Raw genomic sequence first — 15,734 nt, forward strand, 5'->3', positions numbered from 1 at the left:
GCACTCCCATCTCGGTGCCCGCGGCGCCCCCGTCGGAGTACGGCTGCAGATTCGGAATGGCCGTCACCGTCCGCCGTCCCGCTGTGCTCGCCAGTACTGGAGATTGGTTGCGGCGCCCCGGGTTCCGGGGTGGTCCGCTCCCAGCGCCCGGGTGGAGTCGAAGACCAGTTGCTCGAGCTCACGCACCGCATGGCGCGGATTGCCGGCCAGACCGAGGAAGTGGGCCAAGTTGTTTCGCGTCGCGAGGGTGTCGGGATGATCGGGACCGAGTATCTGACGCCGGTCCACGAGCACCGCTTCCAGCGCCGCCACCGCAAGTGGCGCGTTTCCGTTCTGCCCCTGCAGACTTGCCAGGTTGTTTCGTAGCGTCATCGCGACTGGATGACGAATACCCACGGTGCGCGCGTAGGCCTCGAGCACGGCCCGGTACGCCCTGACCGACTTCTCCTTGTCACCACACTCACCTATCCAATGCGCCAATGCTGCTCGTGTGGCAAGGGTGTCGGGGTCGTCGGGACCGAGGATCCTCTTCTGATCCTTCGCCAGCTGCTCGAGATCCGTGACCGCGCCGCGGGGATTGCCGCCCAGCCCGCGCCACACGGCCAGACTGTGCCGAACAGTCAGGGTGTCGGGATGTGTGTCGCCGAATACCCGGGAGCACTCGGACTCCAGATTAAGGAAATCTACGACGGCGCCAGACAGATCACCGGATTGACCCCGGCAGTGCGCCAGCAGATTCATGGTCGCAAGCACCTCGGGCGCAACCGATCCGAGCTGGACGATCTGCTTCTGCAGAACCGCTTCCAGGGTCAGAACCGCATCGCGGGCATCGCCTCGTTGAGCACGTGTGAACGCCAGCTCTGCCTGTAGTTTCAAAGTCCTCACATGACCTGCGCCCACCGCTTCGGCAGTCTGCAGCATCAGCTCTTCCACCTGCAGCGGTGACTGCCGTTGATCCGGCCAGCTCAGCACCCTCACGGGCGGGGAAGGCGCGGGCCTGGATGCCCCGGGCCGCTGGGGCGAGTGGGACGTGTCGACCAACCTACTCACCCCGGACGGTGCCGTCGCTTCTGGAAAAAGTGTTGACCTGAATATTGTGGTCGCCGACCTGCACCCCGCGACCCCACCTGACATCGATGGAATACCCGGCGCCACTGGCGCTCTCGTCGACGAGCTGAACCAGACCTTCGGCGAGATCGAGGATCTGTCTGTCGAGCACGGCCGGACGGCCGCGGAGATGCCGGAGGAACAGGATGTCTGTGCGCTCGGGATCGCTCTCGATCTCCGAGAACAGATCGGCGCCCAGTTCCTTATCGTCGATCCGCGCGATGAGAGCCGCCCGAAGAGCGCGGTACGCGTCCTGGACTGCGACCGAGGAGTTCTCACTCGACTGGGCCCTGGCACCCGCAGCAAGTGCAGCGACGACGATCGAATACGGATCCACCGTGAACCCCGCTAGTCAGATGCTTATCAGACAACGAGTTTAGCCACCCATCGCTGATCGTGCTGCCCGGATCGACCACGGACCCAAAGTGCCCATCTCGGCCGAACTGATCCCTCCCTATTCAGCCCGGCCGTAGCGCTGATCGACAGTCCGCCAACATGTTCGAATCGCATCTCGGCCTGTCCGACGCGCAGAAACCGGTAGGCATGAAGCGCTTGGCCAGGCCACGGGCGGCGTCGACAGCATGTGTCGCGGGCCCCGTTGATCACCTACTCACACGCCAGCCAGCCGATGCCGAGTTCGTTCCACCAACTCGCCACCCACGTGATCTGCGCCTTGCGACTTGGCGCCGATTGAAGGATCGCGAAGGATTTCGGGATTTCCGAAGGCCGCCTGCACAACTGGCTCAAAACAGGCCGACATCGCCTACGGCCACCGGGCGGGCCCGCGACATCGGCGCAAGGTCCGCCGGATAGATCCTGTCCGGGTTGCCGTCGGCTGCCAGCGGACCTAGCGGTGGCGACCGGATCAGAGCGCAAACGCGAGCCATGGGTCAGTAGTAATGGCGTCGGCCGCCGACAGCGCGGCCCGTCGACCCCAACAGCAACAATACGAGCCCGATGATGAGAACCACGATCCCGATGGTCCAGAGGATCGGGATGCTGAATATGAACCCGATGACAAGAAGAATGACTCCGAGAACGATCATGGCCAGCTACCTCGTTTCGCTGCTGTACTCGAAGGGTCTCAGAAACCCTCCGGTGCTGGTATCGGTCATGCGCGCGCAATGCCGGCACGCCCCACTACGCACACCCAGCCACGGCCACGGCCACGGGAAACAACAGACACGATGATCAACCCCGTGTGCTGCATATTCCAGTAGACGCCTCCGGATCCAGGATGTACACACCCCGTCTACCGAAGTTGCAGCTCAATCGTGTTTTGCTGGTCAACACACGACCGGCGAACGGCGACAGGCCCATTCGCGGGAGTTGCGCGGATCTGGCGGCGAGCATCAGGCAATCCGAGTTCATCGACGAAGATCATGCGTCAGGGCGTGGAATATCACCGCGCCACGCGCCCGTTTCATGCTCCCGGCCTTCGATGAAGTGCTTGAAGCGCTGCATGTCGCCATTGACGCGGTGCTTGAGCACGCCGAGCTTATCGGCGGCGCTCTCCACGAATCCCTCCGGATCGATCTCCATTTGCGCGGTGATCCGCGTGTGGGTGTCGTCCAGACGATGAAAAGTGATCACGCCCGCATGATCGGGACCACTGTCGGACTTCCACGCAACACGTTCGTCGGGATGCTGCTCGGTGATGGTCGCGTCGAATTCCCGGGTCGCGGGTCCAACGTGGATACGCCAGTGGGTGTGCTTGTCGTCGAGCTGGTCTACCGCCTCCACACCGACCATGAATTGCGGGAATGTCTCGAACTGCGTCCATTGGTTGTAAGCGGTGCGAACCGGTACTTCGACATCGACGGTCGCGGCTACGGTGCTCATATCAGCTCCTTTTGCAGGCTCGTCCCGATGCCGCCGCGTATGCGTACGGCCGAGGTGGAACGTGCACTCATGGACAAGTCAGTCGCGAAAGGCGTCCTTGACCTTCTCGCCTGCATCCTTGAGGTTTGACTTGGTCTGATCGGCCTTGCCCTCCTGCTGCATGTCCTTGTCGTCGGTTGCCTCGCCGAACTTCTCCTTGGCCTTACCGGAGAGTTCCTCGGCCTTATTCCTTGCCTTGTCTACAGCGCCCATGATTGCGGCCCCTTTGTTCGAAGGTGCCCGGCCTGCTGGTTCCTGCCGGTCTTCTGGCGGATAACCCGCATTCCGACAGCCAAACAACGCTGCTGGAGAGACTTGTCGCGGGTCGAGGGCTAGCTGTCCTCATGCGCGAGTACCGGCCACGCCCGGATCTCGCACCGGACGATGCGACCGCACCAGTCCGGTTACCGGTGGTCAGTCGGCGCGGGGCCTGGCGGCAAATACCTCATGTATTTCGCTTCCGCGGCAAATCCTCGATTCCATTCGGGAGCACTGGCGTTGCCGCGCTCGCGGAAGGCCTGGCCAACGTCGCGCGAGGCGTGGCAGCTCCATAATGTCGCGCCACAGCTTCGCGCCCCGGTACGAAATCCTTTCGGCAGAACGGGTTTCGTCGCCATCTGAATCTCCGGCGCTCGGGAACCGACACCAGGGCGGCTGGCATTTGGAATCGGGTGTCGACAGGCTGCTGGTGGCGATACCGTGTCGACTCGAAACTCCTCGGCGACCTTTTCGAACTGGTCGTCGGAACCTCGCCGATGGCACCGGCGATCGGCCAAGCGTAGGAAATGTATACCCGGCCGGCCGTCGGCTTCGGCGGCACGAAGGGTGAAAACAATTGCACCAGTGCGGAATCGGGTGCGCACTACTGCACGGTGAACTTCTTCGCCTGTCCGGAGACCACAGTGCCGTTGCGGTCGACGAGCGCCACCCGCACCTGCGCCTCGGAACCCGAGGTCAGCGGTGGCTGGCTGGGGTCCACCGTCAGCGGGACGGTGGCGCTCTGCGAGGAACCGTTGCAGTCGACAGAGTCCTGGGCGCCCTGGGCCGCGGGACGGTCGGCGTTGGGGTCGCCCATCATCGCCTGAATGCTCGCCACCCCGGCGGAGTCGTCGCAGCTGTAGTCGACCTGGACCATGTTCGATCCGGCGCCGGTGATATCGAGAGTCGTGGCGGCGAACGCGGGAGCGGCAGCCACCATCGAGGCCGCGGCCATCGCGACGAAGACAGCCGCGATACGGGCAGAACGCCGAGAGTTCAGAGTAGTCATCATGGAGCTTCATTCCTCCTGTGTGGCGGACATAGATCGCGGAACACAACGGGAAGAGACACGGTACGCATCGCACCGCCCGCATCCATGGTCCAGCCCTTTGCCCGCCGCGGTGGGAAAACCGCTCGAATGGCGCATCGCGGGCCAGCCGATCATTCCGGGTCACACCCTGGACATAAGCGAAGCCGCTGGCTTCGCATCGCCATCTCCCCCGAATCAGAGAGACTATCCGCAGACCAATCTCGCTCGGACGCGGGCCGAAGTCTGAACCCCCATGGATCTCCTAGTTAGAATCACGATGTGCAGCGCGCTGCAGTGACCGATCCTTCGCGTGTCGTGGTTCTAGGGTCCGGGTTTGCGGGTCTGTGGGCGGCGCTGGCGGCGGCCCGGCGGCTTGACGAGCTCGGTGTGGCGGTCGGAACCGTCGATCTCACGATGATCAGTTCGACGCCTTACCACGACATCCGCGTGCGCGACTATGAGACCGATCTGAGCACATCCCGCATCCCGTTGAGCGCTCTTCTCGATCCGGTCGGAATCAAGCACATCATCGGCGAAGTGACGGCGATCGATGCTGTGGCGCGGGTCGTGGAATCCACCGCGGGCGCTCACGGCTACGACCGACTGGTGCTCGCGTTGGGTAGCCAAGTGGTCAAGCCCGATATTCCTGGCCTGCGGGAGTTCGGTTTCGACATCGACACCCATGACGCAGCGACCAGACTGCAAGCCCACCTGCGTCGGCTTGCCGAGGGCCCCGCTGACCCGGCGGCCGCGACAGTAGTCGTCGTAGGGGCAGGTTTGACGGGGATCGAAGAGGCGACCGAGCTGCCCGCAATGCTCGCCGACGCCTTTGCCACGCGTGCCCTCGCACCGAGGGTCATCCTGATCGACCGCAACCCGTTGGTCGGCTCGGACATGGGCGCATCGGCGCGACCGGTCATCGAGGCGGCGCTGGCCTACATCGGGATCGAGACCAAGTTGGGCGTCGGGGTCGTCGCCATCGACGAGCGCGGCGTGACGCTCTCCTCGGGTGAAGTGGTGACCGCCGCCACTGTCGTCTGGTGTGCCGGCATGCGGGCCAGCCCGCTGACCGCAGACTTCGGGGTCGACCGTGACCGGCTGGGTCGACTCCCCGTCGACGATTATCTGCGGGTCTGTGGTGTCCCCGGAGTATTCGCCGCCGGTGACGTCGCCGCCGCAAAAATGGACGACAAGCATATGTCGGTGATGTCCTGCCAGCACAGCCGCCCGATGGGCCGATGGGCGGGATACAACGTCATCGGCGATCTTCTGGGCAAGCCCGTGAAGCCCTTGCGGATCCCTTGGTATGTAACGGTTCTCGATCTGGGACCGGCAGGCGCGGTGTATACCGAGGGCTGGGACCGCCACGTGGTCGCGTGCGGCGAGGAGGCCAAAGACACCAAGCGCGCCATCAACACCCGGCGTATCTATCCTCCGTTGAGCCGCGACCGCGACGCATTGCTGGCCGCCGCCGCGCCCGAACTGCAGGCCGCGCCCGAGCACGACCCGAGTCCGCCCATCGACTACCAATCGCGCTGAATAATCCGACAGAAGAGGCAGCCGCAGCGCCGCCGCACCACCGTACGAGTTGCCCGTCGTCGGTTATGAACGCGACCACGATTTGACTGTCGCTGTGCGGCAAGGTTTCTCGCCGATCGGTGCGGATATGGGTGGCGCCCGAGCGGGTCGACTTGGATCTGATGTGTTGATGCCCAGTATCGACGAGAATTCCCCGGTCTCGATCACCATCCCACACCGGTGCCGCCAAGAATCATGCAACCACGTTAGAGGTAGCGGACAGAATCAGGGCGGAGTAGCTTCGCCGAGGCCCCTGACAACTGGGGATCGTCGCCGACCGCAGATGGCGCGATCCTCGTGCCCGAGGGCCGGCATAGTGAATTCCTCGAGCGCGAAGAATCCCACCTTCCACGCGGGCCGCGCCAAGGGGGTTAGGAACGTTGCGCCACGGGTGAATTCGACCAGCATGTTGCCAATGGCTGCGTAGCCGAGTCCGGAGTGCAGCCAGGTGCCGGTACCACTGCTGCCATTCCGCGTAGGGTCTGCGGGATGATCGCGGGATCCAGTCCGATTGTCTGTCTTGGTCGATGCCAGTGGCGTCGGAGGCGAGGCGCGCGGCCGGGAGTGTGTGCGAATCTCTGGTTATGCGAGTCCTCCCCTGGACCAGAGGGTTTCGCGAAATCTGAGGTGGACCTCGGTCGGACAAGGCAGGGCGTGCGATGTCCTTTTCCGGATGATGGCCTCCGACATTGCGTTACGGCTAAGGAATCCATGGCGGATGTAACTGTTTCGCCAGAAAACAAGAACGCCAGCAATTTTTGGGTACAAATCGTGCAAGCCGGGCCGGACCCGGAGGCACGAAGAATTAAGAAGTACTATCATGCGCAGAGCAACGGCGCTCTTCGCCGCTTTACTGTTGGCCATCTTCCTTTCCATCAACTACGCGGCAATCCCGAAGGCGCACGCCGATTACTGTACTGGCGATTGGGCCATCGGTATCGGCGGTCTCGGGGACAACACCTCGTCGGTGTTCATCCCATTTGTGGATCAGCCTGTCGGTTACAACTCCGCCGACCCGATGTCGGGGTTGAACGAACTCGACCGGCTGTTCTGGGTGCATCGCAGCCAATGCCCCAGCGACCACATCAGGTTGATCGGGCACAGCGAGGGCGCGGGTATCGTCCACGCCTGGGTCACCGCACACCAGGATGTCGGCAATGCCAATGCCATTCTCCTGTCGGATCCCAAGCGAGCCGCCGGGCCCGGTTGGGCCGGATTGTCATCGACACCCGGGAGCGGGATCATCGGTTATCCACTGGCCGGTGTCGATGATTGGTTCGGCGACTTCCCGGTGTTGACCGTGTGCAACCACGACGACCAGATCTGCGATACCTCAGCTGGTTGGTGGGGTTACCTCTTCGCGGGTGCACACTCTCGCTACGATTTCAACGTCTGGGACTACGGTGACTGGGATTCCGGTGTCTGGTACCGGTAGCCAGTGAATCTTGGGGATCAGTAGCCATGCGGCACTGGTCCCCATTGACTGAACCCGTGCCCCATCGAGGTACACACTGCCGCACCTTGAAAGGTGATTTGGCAGTTCGCTCCGGCATATGTGACCGAATACTGTGGATCGTGGTAGTTCACACGCGTGAGGCGCGGCAATGATGGATTCCCGCCCGGCAGCGTGTGACTGCCGTTGGCGTTCCATTGGGGATGCGCGGGCCACGTAGCCGAATCAATGATGATGGCAGACACATTCGGCAACGACACCTGCATTCCGGCATACAGCACATCCATCGACGAAGCCGGGACCGCGAGGTCGCATCCCACCACGCCATTCGCACTGATCGAGCAGTTCCAATCGCCCAAAGCGAAATACTCTGTGTCGCCGACCAGTACCGGGCCTGGCGCATCATCGGCGTGCGCGGTGCCCATTCCGAACAGGCATGCAATCATCCCGAGAATTCCCCCGCAAACCCGTTCGGTGGCACGCTTCACAGCCCTGGACACGGAATCTCCCTTGGTGGGTAGCGAGATTTTAGTCTCGTTGACCATAGAGAAAAAATTATCACGATACGGCACAACGGCGAAAGATCTGTCGAGGGGGCTTACACAGAAAATCGGCCCGCCGCTCATACACATCGGCCCCGGAATCAGCGACAGGGCAGCAGATTTGCTTTGCACGGCGCAAGATACCCGCCCGGATTGGGATTCGAGAGAAACTTTCGGTGATCTTCAGGCGGCCCCGTCGACAACGAATTCGTGGCCCTCGGCCGTCAAACGCGCGCCGTGCACGGCCCGATGCTGAGCCAGTTTCCCGATTTCGAGAAGGCCATGCTCGGCTGCTTCGCCGAGGCCGCCGCAAGCGGCTAGTAGCGGCGCTGGCGTCGAAGCCGCCCGCGACGTGGCATTCGAACTGCGCCACCTCGCCCCCGACGCCGCCCGGCTCGTCAACACCGCCCGCACCCTCGGAATCGAGAGCGACTCGCCCCTCGACGACACGACACCAGGCACCTCGGCATCGGGCACGTCACCGCGAACACCGAATCCGATATTTCCCCAAGCGATCTCGTCGCACACAACCTCACCGTGCGGACCGTCGCCGATCGCTCCCCCGCGCCGATGCCATCAGATTGCTGGACGCGCTCACCCCCGCCGAACCACATCCCAGCGCCAGCTCGATGCCACACCGGCAGCCGCTCCGACTACCACAGCCACCGAAACTGCCTGCAGCACTATCGATCTCACCGTCGACTCCGTCGGTGGGACGGCACTGCTGCCTCCTGATTTCCGCGACCGGCTTCACCGCAACGGCTGCCCGAAAGCGACCGGGCCGCCGAGTTCACCACATCGCCGGCACCAGACGACCCCGCCATCGCCCCGGCGGCCCGTAGAACCCGTGCCCGATCGCAGCAGGGGTCTCGCCTGGGCTGCGGCCCGGCACCGACGATGCCGGGCCGACACCGTGGTTGGCGGTCGCCAGCGCTGCCTGTCGCGCTACCAGAGACAGGAGTGATCTTCACACCGCCGAAGCCGAACTCGTCTGGCGTATTGGTGATTTCACTGAGTTCTCGCTCCCGGTTCGGCATCGGGGTTGGTGTGGATCTTACGGGGCCAGCTGCTGCCACACCACGTTCGCGGCGTAGAACACCTGGCAGTCGGAATGCACATGCAGCGTCGGCTCCAAATTGGTCCCGAGGGCTTCGAAGGCACAGGCCTTGTACTCGACTTCGGTGAATTCCCCTGGCACGAAAAAGATCCCGGCGTGGGTGTCGGTGTCGACCGCGATCAGATACCGCAGGTACGCGCCGGTGACCGGCTCGAGGTTCTGCCCCGCCGCGATCCGCGACGCCAGCACCCGCCTGCAGGTGGCGTACCGCTCGGCGAGCACGTATTCCTGCGCGCCGGTCAGATCTAAGTGGTAGGTGCGCCTGCCGGGGCCCTCGACGCGGCCGTTGCGGTCGGTCAGGACCCATCCGTTGCGCGACCCCAGCTCCGTCGCCGTCCAGCGCGCATCGCGACTGCGGTAGATCGCCGCGGCAAGCCACAACACGAGTGCGCAGTGGCGCGGGAAGGCCCCCTCGGCCAGTTTGCGTCGGCGCGCGCATGCCAGCGCGCCGAACAACAATGCCTCACCGGCGAATCCGGCCGTGGCATCGGGGTCCACGGCGAGAACATGGGCTTGGTCGCGTGCCAGGATCCACTGCTCGGCGTCGGACGGTTCGGTGACGACGCAGGCCTCGGCGATGACGAGCGCAGCGACCGTCTCGCACAACGGCGCGGCGGGCGCACTGGAGAGGATCTCGCCGATGCCGGCGGGCACCTGCCGTATCCCCCACACCAGCGCGGCACGGTAGATCTGGCACCGGGCGAGGAGGTCTCCGCCGGTGAGCTCACCGGCGAGGCTCCACACCCGCGCGGTGGCCTCGGCCGCAGAGTGTTCGGCGTGCGGGTCGTAGAAGGCAGCGACAGCCTGCTCGCGCAGCTGCCCGACCACATCGCGGCTGGCGGCGAAAGCGGCGGTAACGGATTCGGTCATGACGAGACGGCGGCTTCTTCCTAGTCGCATCGGAATCGATTGTGTGGCTGTTGGTTTCGTGTTCGGACGGGGTCAGCCGGATCTGATTACAGGGTGATGTGCCAGAACGGCCGGGGTTCACATCACGCGGCCACCGTCATGGGCTCGCAGAATGCCCAGCCGCCGAGTTTCGCGCCACACCCGGCCATCGATCAGCACCCGCTGCTCCCACCCCCTGTCACAACTGCTTCTCCCCCAGCGCATTCCGTATGGAACTTACCCTGAAACATCCTCGCCGACGCGCAGGGACGTGGCTGCGCCAGGTAGTGGCGTCCACCGATCTACTGGCTATCCCCTTGCGGAGCTACAGCCGGGGCGGACCGCCGCTCACCGGCACAACACGGATGAGTCCACACCAGACTCCTCGCGAATCCTCCAATTACGCTCGAACACAACGCAATCCGAACTCCGACACGACCCCAACCACAGCACCCCGTGCGAAACCGGCCTGTTCCTGATCACTGCGAGCTGGACACTCGAATCTCGGCGTGCAGAGCCTTCACGACAGGCCTTCGCGCCGCACCACTTCCGATGGTTCGTGTGAAACGCGGTGGATACCCCCCGCCTGAATCCAACACTGAATTGGCCGAGATGATCTGAGCTGCAGCGGGATTCGGTGATGAACCCGCTGGCATTGTGCAACCCGTTGCGCGCGCGGCAGTGATGAGCCGCCGGGCTTGTCGGACGCTGATTTCGAGCAATTCAGCGACGCCTTCGTCGGCCAGTCGTTACCCACGCTCAGAATTTGCCTATGGATCCCCGCGTCCCGCTCCTGGGGTGCTTCGACCTTTGGACCGCGCATTTCACCAACGGTCCGTCGACAACCTGCTCGGACTTGCTCGATGGTATCCAGAGGCGTTGTCGCACAAGGGATCTTGACGCATGCGGAACACGACACGACCGGTTCGCGATGTCTTCGGGATCAGGGACAGGCGCGCCTGGTCGGCAGCGACAGCGGTGTTTCCGGTCGGACGGTCGCCGGGCCGCCGGGCGTCTCGACGGTGACCGGACCACCCGAAGTGACGTCCACGGTCGTGCCTTCCGATCGGATGCGCACGGTCAACCTGCTATCGCGTACCGCGAGGTCGCGCACCGTTATCCCCTCGGGAAACCCGCTGGGCAGCATCGGGTCCAGCCAGGGACCCGTCTCGGCCCACCGCAGCCCGCTCGGTCCGTACAGCAAACCTTGCAGGAATCCGCCCGCACCCGTGACGAAGATCCACGCCGGTTGACCGACCGTGTTTTCACCCGACCGTTCGCCACGCGCCTCGGACTGGAACCCATATGGCGGTCGGACATACGGCTGCACCGATTGGTCCAGGAACTGCTGAGTGCGGCAGGGATCATACTGCGCGCTGAGGATCGCGCCGGCGCTGTTGCTCATGTTGGGGCCGTCGGGATCGGTGCGATCGAAGTAGTACGCCAGCGTCGCCTCGGGCGAATAACCCGGTGCCGCATAGGAGTACGGGTAGCTGATCAGCACCGTGTCGGCCTGCTTGATCTTCGCCCCTTGGTACCCGAGATACTCGGCGGGCACCCCTGGCACGATGTCCGGCGGCATCGCCATATGGGCGGCGATATCAGCCCACAGTGGGTTCAGCGGCATTCCGGCCAGCCGAGCGGCCGACATCGCCGTGCGCATCGTCGCCATCACTCCGACGTTGGTGAGTGCGTTGTCCACGGAGACCGAAACGTATTCGTCGGCGCCCGCCGCAGGCGCGTAGTGGTAGCGACCATCGGGCAGCTTCGGGCCGACGCGGGCAGCCTGGTAGTTCGCGATAGCCGTGATCACCGGCGCGCCGCTGTCACGCAGCCATTGCTCGTCGCCGGTGGCCGAATAGTACTGCCATTGCGCGAGCGCGATCTCGTTCCCCAAATGTTCCTGGACCAGTCCGCATACCGCCGGTGACGCGCACCGCTGTGTCGGTCCGTCGTTCCAGGGGAATAATGCGCCGGTCAGCCCGTAGGCACGCGCGTTCGCCTCGGCTTGTGGTAGCGCCGCCACGCGGAAATCCACCACGGTGCGGGCCAATTCGGGATAGAGCGCGAGCAGGGTGGGGAAGATCCAGGTCTCGGCGTCCCAGTAGGTCAGGCCGCCATAGTCGTCGGAGGACAGCCCAGCGGGCTGCACGGACCACCGCTGTCCGGCCCGGACGCTGGACAGCACCGAGTACAGTGCGGGCCGGATCCAGCCCCGATAATCGTCGCGGCCGGGGATCTCGATGGCGGGCTGCCACAAGCGATCCCACTCTGCTGTGTGTTCGGCGTGGGCGGCGGCGAAACCACGCGCCGCGCTGGATTCGGAGACGTCGGTGGCAATCGCGCGCGGGTCCGCGCCGTCCGCGCCGGAGGCGATTCCCACGTACTTGGTGACTGTGTAACTGCGGCCCGCCACGACGGTGCCGTCGAATCGTGTTCCAGCCGTCGACCCGTTCGCAGGTAGCGCGGCACCACCCAGCTCATCAGGCGTGGTGACCGTGGATACAAGGAAGGCGGTGCGGTCGGTGCCGTCGGCACGCACGCCGACCGTGGTCTGCCCCCGGTTCGGATCGGAGGCCGCCGTCGTCGGGGTGACCCGCCGCGCGGCGGCCCCGTCGATCAGGTCGGTGACCGTGAGCGGCCCCGAAAAGTGCGGAATGACAGTGAGCTGCTGGACCGCAAGGTTCTGCTGCGCCCGTGACACGAAGGTCCGGTAGGTCAGATCCAGCCGGTGTTCCGCGTCGGGTGTCCAGGTGGCTTCGGTGGTGACGGTGGCATCGCGACAGTTCAGGCGCTGCCGGTATTGCGTGAGCGTGGCCGGGTCGACGTCGGCCCGGTAGGTTCGGTCCGCGACGTCGATGGTTAGGCTCGACCACGCGGGGAGCGCAGCGATCGCCTCTGTGTTGTTCCACGACATGGACTTCATGGCATAGAAGCCCGCGAGATACGTTCCGGTGTAGCGCGGTTCCACTAATGGGAACGAGGCGCGCACCGAGACGCCGTAGTCCTGATATCCGCCGCCGCTCGGCGGGATCATCGCGCCGATGCGCCCGTTGCCCAGGTACGGGGCAGCGCGGAAGTTCTCGGGTTCGAACGTCTCGGAGACCGCCGACCAGTCGTCTCCAACCGCCTGCCCGCCCTGCGCCGTCGCTACCCCGGATAGTCCGGGCAGCGGCACAAACGCACAGGTCAATAGCACCGCACCGATACTCGACACGAGTCGCATCGGGCCGACAGTAGCAGCGGCCGCGCTGAGCCGATCGGAGCGACACGGCGGCTGCACCACGCCCCTCCTACTCGGGTACGGCGCGATATAGCAGCTGTCCTCGGGCCCGTGGCGCGCACCCAACTGAACCGCTTCGATCTTTTCAGAGTGTGCCCTCGCGTGCTGCTCGCCACAGGTCGACCGCACCGTCGTCGTCGAGCAGCGCGTCGATCTCGGCCAGCTCGTCCGCGCTGAGATCGAGATTGTCCAGCGTGGCGACGTTCTGCTCGAGCTGTTGGGTCGAGGACGCGCCGATCACCAGCGAGGTCACGCGCGGGTCGCGCAGCGCCCACGCCAGCGCCAACTGTGCCAGCGTCTGTCCGCGGCGGGCGGCGAGCGCGTCGAGCTTGCGCAGCCGCTCGATCATCTCGGCGGTCAGCAACTCGGTCTGGAACGACTTTCCTTGCGTGGCCCGCGATCCCGTCGGCACGCCGTCGAGATACTTCGATGTGAGCAGGCCCTGCGCGAGTGCGGTGAACCCGATGACCCCGACCCCTTCCTCGGCGGCGGTGTCCAGCAGCCCCTCGGTCTCGATCCAGCGGTTGAGCATCGAGTACGACGGCTGATGGATAAGCAGCGGTGTGCCCAGTTCCCGCAGGATCCGCGCGATACTTGCGGAGTTCTCGGCGGTGTACGACGAGATCCCCACATACAGTGCCTTCCCCTGCCGTACCGCGGTATCCAGCGCCGCCGCGGTCTCCTCCAGCGGAGTTGTCGGGTCGAAACGGTGCGAGTAGAAGATGTCGACGTAGTCCAGGCCCAGCCGGCTCAGCGACTGATCGAGCGAGGCCAGCACGTACTTCCGTGAACCGCCACCCTGTCCGTACGGTCCGGGCCACATGTCCCACCCGGCCTTGGTGGAGATGATCAATTCGTCGCGGTACGCGGCGAGCTCCTCGCGCAGCAAGCGCCCGGCGTTGATCTCGGCCGCCCCATACGGTGGACCGTAGTTATTGGCCAGGTCGAAGTGCGTGATTCCGAGATCGAAAGCGCGCAAGGCGATCTCACGCTGGACGCAGTATGGGCGATCGTCACCGAAGTTGTGCCAGAAGCCGAGCGAGAGCAGCGGCAGATCGAGGCCCGACCTGCCGCTCCGGCGATAGCGCATCGTGCCGTCGTAGCGTGCCGACTCTGCAACATATGTCATCGGTACTCCTCCCGGGACGCGTGGCCGTCCCGATCTGATCGAACTTCGAGCTAGGTTGCCAAAAGTACCGATATGAACGGCCACATTTGGTGGATGTATCAACCTGTCGTTCACCAAATATAGGCTGAATCGGTGGCCGATCAGCAGGTTGCTGCCACGCGCCGAAGACCGGCGCCTCGGTGGCGACCGATGTCTCTGCAGGTGGCGCCAGGAAGTCCCGGGAAGACTTAGCAGTGGAGATCTCCCCGACGACATCGTCAACGGTGGAGAACGGATGCAGTGGCGTGCGAACGCCCCTGGTCGACCACCGCGCCCTTGCCGACCAGGTTTCCAGATGCCTCGACGCGCGAGACCGGCAATTCACCCGTCCTACCCCGCCGCCGCGTGAAACCGCTCCCGGTGCTCTCCCCACGGACGCTGCCGCTCTTCATCACTCATCGCCGACAACTCCCGTAACTTCCCCCACGCCACCTCAATTGCCAGGGCCCGAATTACTTTCGGTCGGAGCTAGGGCCTGCCACATCGCCTGGCCGACAGCGACCACGCCCCGGGCGGGCAGGGCGACGTCGCCGATGACTGGGTTCATATCCAGGCGTGCGGGATGCCCGAGGTCGCGGTCATCGAGCACGGCCGTCGACTGCGTGATCAGGTACATCTGCTGGGGCATGAGGATTCCGACGTGACCGCTCGGCATGACACCCGCCATGCTCAGATGACCCAAACCCAGTGCGGCGGCGATCATTTCCCGGGCACGCACCAGCGAACGCGACCGCCAAGTGGCAAGCGGCAGATGCCGCCCGACGGCGTTGACCATATGCAACGCCGGAGTCTCGTGTGCGGTCAGCGTCCAATCCAGCGCGGGCTCGTCGACGGTGACTCGCAGCGATGCCGGTCCGGTCCACGCCACTCGAATCGTCGCGAAACCGGTGTAGGCACATGCGGGACCGTAGTAGCGCGGACAGGCGTTCTCGAGCCGGTCGCCGTCGACGAAGATCGACCATCGGCCGTCGGGGTCGCGGTGCCAGACGGTTTTGTATGGGCCGAAGTCGTTTTCGGGGAAGACGCGCAGGGCGAGGATGTGGCCGCTGTCGAAGGGAAGACCGAAAACGCCCCAGCCCTTGACATATTCGTGGCCGGGCCACGGCGCGCGGCCCTGGTGTTCCGGCAGGTCGGTCAACTGGGATGCCAGATCTAACATGGTTCTCACCTCCGGCGCGGCGCGCCTCAGTAGCTGAATGTGGTGGCCGGGACGTCGCCGATCCACTGCCACATCGGATGATGCCCCGCAGTTCGGCGGTGCCTTCGAGCGCGAGCCGGGCAGCTTCCTTCATCAGGAACATCAGGGTCTCGGGGCCGGTCTCGACGGCGCAGACGGCCACCAGGAACGCGACGGTGACCCTTCTCCGGGTCCGCCCGACCCGTGGTCGAGCTGATCACGGCTTTCGACATCGCGAAACCTCATTTCATG

General features: G+C 64.5%; 14 protein-coding genes. 2 read left to right on the forward strand and 12 right to left on the reverse strand.

Annotated features, from left to right (window positions below; genetic code table 11):
* Nucleotides 1-63: 63 nt before the first annotated feature.
* From OIE68_RS12665 to OIE68_RS12690, 6 genes are all read right to left on the reverse strand, one after another.
* Entirely contained in the window at nucleotides 64-921 is an 858-nt protein-coding gene (locus tag OIE68_RS12665) for a tetratricopeptide repeat protein (protein ID WP_327099574.1), read from the reverse strand.
* A gap of 121 nt (nucleotides 922-1,042) precedes the next feature.
* Nucleotides 1,043-1,444, reverse strand: a complete 402-nt coding sequence (locus OIE68_RS12670; RefSeq protein ID WP_327099575.1) for a hypothetical protein — start codon at nucleotides 1,442-1,444, stop codon at nucleotides 1,043-1,045.
* A 553-nt stretch (nucleotides 1,445-1,997) separates the two neighbouring features.
* The gene (locus tag OIE68_RS12675; RefSeq protein WP_327099576.1) at nucleotides 1,998-2,153 is read right to left on the reverse strand and encodes a DUF6131 family protein; all 156 of its coding nucleotides are present in this window, start codon (nucleotides 2,151-2,153) and stop codon (nucleotides 1,998-2,000) included.
* A 334-nt stretch (nucleotides 2,154-2,487) separates the two neighbouring features.
* Nucleotides 2,488-2,949, reverse strand: coding sequence for an SRPBCC family protein (locus OIE68_RS12680; protein WP_327099577.1), 462 nt, complete (start codon nucleotides 2,947-2,949; stop codon nucleotides 2,488-2,490).
* A 78-nt stretch (nucleotides 2,950-3,027) separates the two neighbouring features.
* Nucleotides 3,028-3,201 carry a CsbD family protein gene (locus OIE68_RS12685; protein WP_327099578.1) on the reverse strand — a complete coding sequence of 58 codons (174 nt, stop codon included), beginning with the start codon at nucleotides 3,199-3,201 and terminating at the stop codon, nucleotides 3,028-3,030.
* Nucleotides 3,202-3,850: 649 nt separating this feature from the next.
* Nucleotides 3,851-4,258 (reverse strand): hypothetical protein, encoded by a 408-nt coding sequence (locus OIE68_RS12690; RefSeq protein WP_327099579.1) that lies wholly within the window; start codon nucleotides 4,256-4,258, stop codon nucleotides 3,851-3,853.
* A 312-nt stretch (nucleotides 4,259-4,570) separates the two neighbouring features.
* On the opposite strand from OIE68_RS12690, the gene OIE68_RS12695 reads away from it, so the two are divergent.
* The gene (locus tag OIE68_RS12695) at nucleotides 4,571-5,815 is read left to right on the forward strand and encodes an NAD(P)/FAD-dependent oxidoreductase (RefSeq protein WP_327101652.1); all 1,245 of its coding nucleotides are present in this window, start codon (nucleotides 4,571-4,573) and stop codon (nucleotides 5,813-5,815) included.
* 859 nt (nucleotides 5,816-6,674) lie between these two features.
* Nucleotides 6,675-7,289 carry a cutinase family protein gene (locus tag OIE68_RS12700; RefSeq protein ID WP_327099580.1) on the forward strand — a complete coding sequence of 205 codons (615 nt, stop codon included), beginning with the start codon at nucleotides 6,675-6,677 and terminating at the stop codon, nucleotides 7,287-7,289.
* 17 nt (nucleotides 7,290-7,306) lie between these two features.
* Here OIE68_RS12700 and OIE68_RS12705 read toward each other — a convergent pair whose 3' ends face one another.
* From OIE68_RS12705 to OIE68_RS12730, 6 genes are all read right to left on the reverse strand, one after another.
* Nucleotides 7,307-7,852: a hypothetical protein gene (locus OIE68_RS12705; protein WP_327099581.1), complete on the reverse strand. Its 546-nt coding sequence runs from the start codon at nucleotides 7,850-7,852 to the stop codon at nucleotides 7,307-7,309.
* Nucleotides 7,853-8,032: 180 nt separating this feature from the next.
* Nucleotides 8,033-8,377 (reverse strand): hypothetical protein, encoded by a 345-nt coding sequence (locus OIE68_RS12710; RefSeq protein WP_327099582.1) that lies wholly within the window; start codon nucleotides 8,375-8,377, stop codon nucleotides 8,033-8,035.
* Nucleotides 8,378-8,903: 526 nt separating this feature from the next.
* The gene (locus OIE68_RS12715) at nucleotides 8,904-9,836 is read right to left on the reverse strand and encodes a hypothetical protein (RefSeq protein WP_327099583.1); all 933 of its coding nucleotides are present in this window, start codon (nucleotides 9,834-9,836) and stop codon (nucleotides 8,904-8,906) included.
* Between the two features lie 961 nt (nucleotides 9,837-10,797).
* Nucleotides 10,798-13,080 carry a glycosyl hydrolase family 65 protein gene (locus tag OIE68_RS12720; protein WP_327099584.1) on the reverse strand — a complete coding sequence of 761 codons (2,283 nt, stop codon included), beginning with the start codon at nucleotides 13,078-13,080 and terminating at the stop codon, nucleotides 10,798-10,800.
* Between the two features lie 142 nt (nucleotides 13,081-13,222).
* Complete coding sequence (gene mgrA / locus OIE68_RS12725; RefSeq protein ID WP_327099585.1) at nucleotides 13,223-14,266, reverse strand: L-glyceraldehyde 3-phosphate reductase; 1,044 nt, start codon at nucleotides 14,264-14,266, stop codon at nucleotides 13,223-13,225.
* Nucleotides 14,267-14,738: 472 nt separating this feature from the next.
* Nucleotides 14,739-15,464 (reverse strand): hypothetical protein, encoded by a 726-nt coding sequence (locus OIE68_RS12730; protein WP_327099586.1) that lies wholly within the window; start codon nucleotides 15,462-15,464, stop codon nucleotides 14,739-14,741.
* Nucleotides 15,465-15,734 lie beyond the last annotated feature (270 nt).

This window comes from Nocardia vinacea, from assembly GCF_035920345.1.
GTDB classification, from domain to species: domain Bacteria; phylum Actinomycetota; class Actinomycetes; order Mycobacteriales; family Mycobacteriaceae; genus Nocardia; species Nocardia vinacea_A.

Coding starts and splice junctions, on each gene's coding strand:
- OIE68_RS12665 (WP_327099574.1), bottom strand. CDS start 921: ATGCTGCAGACTGCCGAAGCGGTGGGCGCAGGTCATGTGAGGACTTTG.
- OIE68_RS12675 (WP_327099576.1), bottom strand. CDS start 2,153: ATGATCGTTCTCGGAGTCATTCTTCTTGTCATCGGGTTCATATTCAGC.
- OIE68_RS12680 (WP_327099577.1), bottom strand. CDS start 2,949: ATGAGCACCGTAGCCGCGACCGTCGATGTCGAAGTACCGGTTCGCACC.
- OIE68_RS12685 (WP_327099578.1), bottom strand. CDS start 3,201: ATGGGCGCTGTAGACAAGGCAAGGAATAAGGCCGAGGAACTCTCCGGT.
- OIE68_RS12690 (WP_327099579.1), bottom strand. CDS start 4,258: ATGATGACTACTCTGAACTCTCGGCGTTCTGCCCGTATCGCGGCTGTC.
- OIE68_RS12700 (WP_327099580.1), top strand. CDS start 6,675: ATGCGCAGAGCAACGGCGCTCTTCGCCGCTTTACTGTTGGCCATCTTC.
- OIE68_RS12705 (WP_327099581.1), bottom strand. CDS start 7,852: ATGGTCAACGAGACTAAAATCTCGCTACCCACCAAGGGAGATTCCGTG.
- OIE68_RS12715 (WP_327099583.1), bottom strand. CDS start 9,836: ATGACCGAATCCGTTACCGCCGCTTTCGCCGCCAGCCGCGATGTGGTC.
- OIE68_RS12720 (WP_327099584.1), bottom strand. CDS start 13,080: ATGCGACTCGTGTCGAGTATCGGTGCGGTGCTATTGACCTGTGCGTTT.
- mgrA (WP_327099585.1), bottom strand. CDS start 14,266: ATGACATATGTTGCAGAGTCGGCACGCTACGACGGCACGATGCGCTAT.
- OIE68_RS12730 (WP_327099586.1), bottom strand. CDS start 15,464: ATGTTAGATCTGGCATCCCAGTTGACCGACCTGCCGGAACACCAGGGC.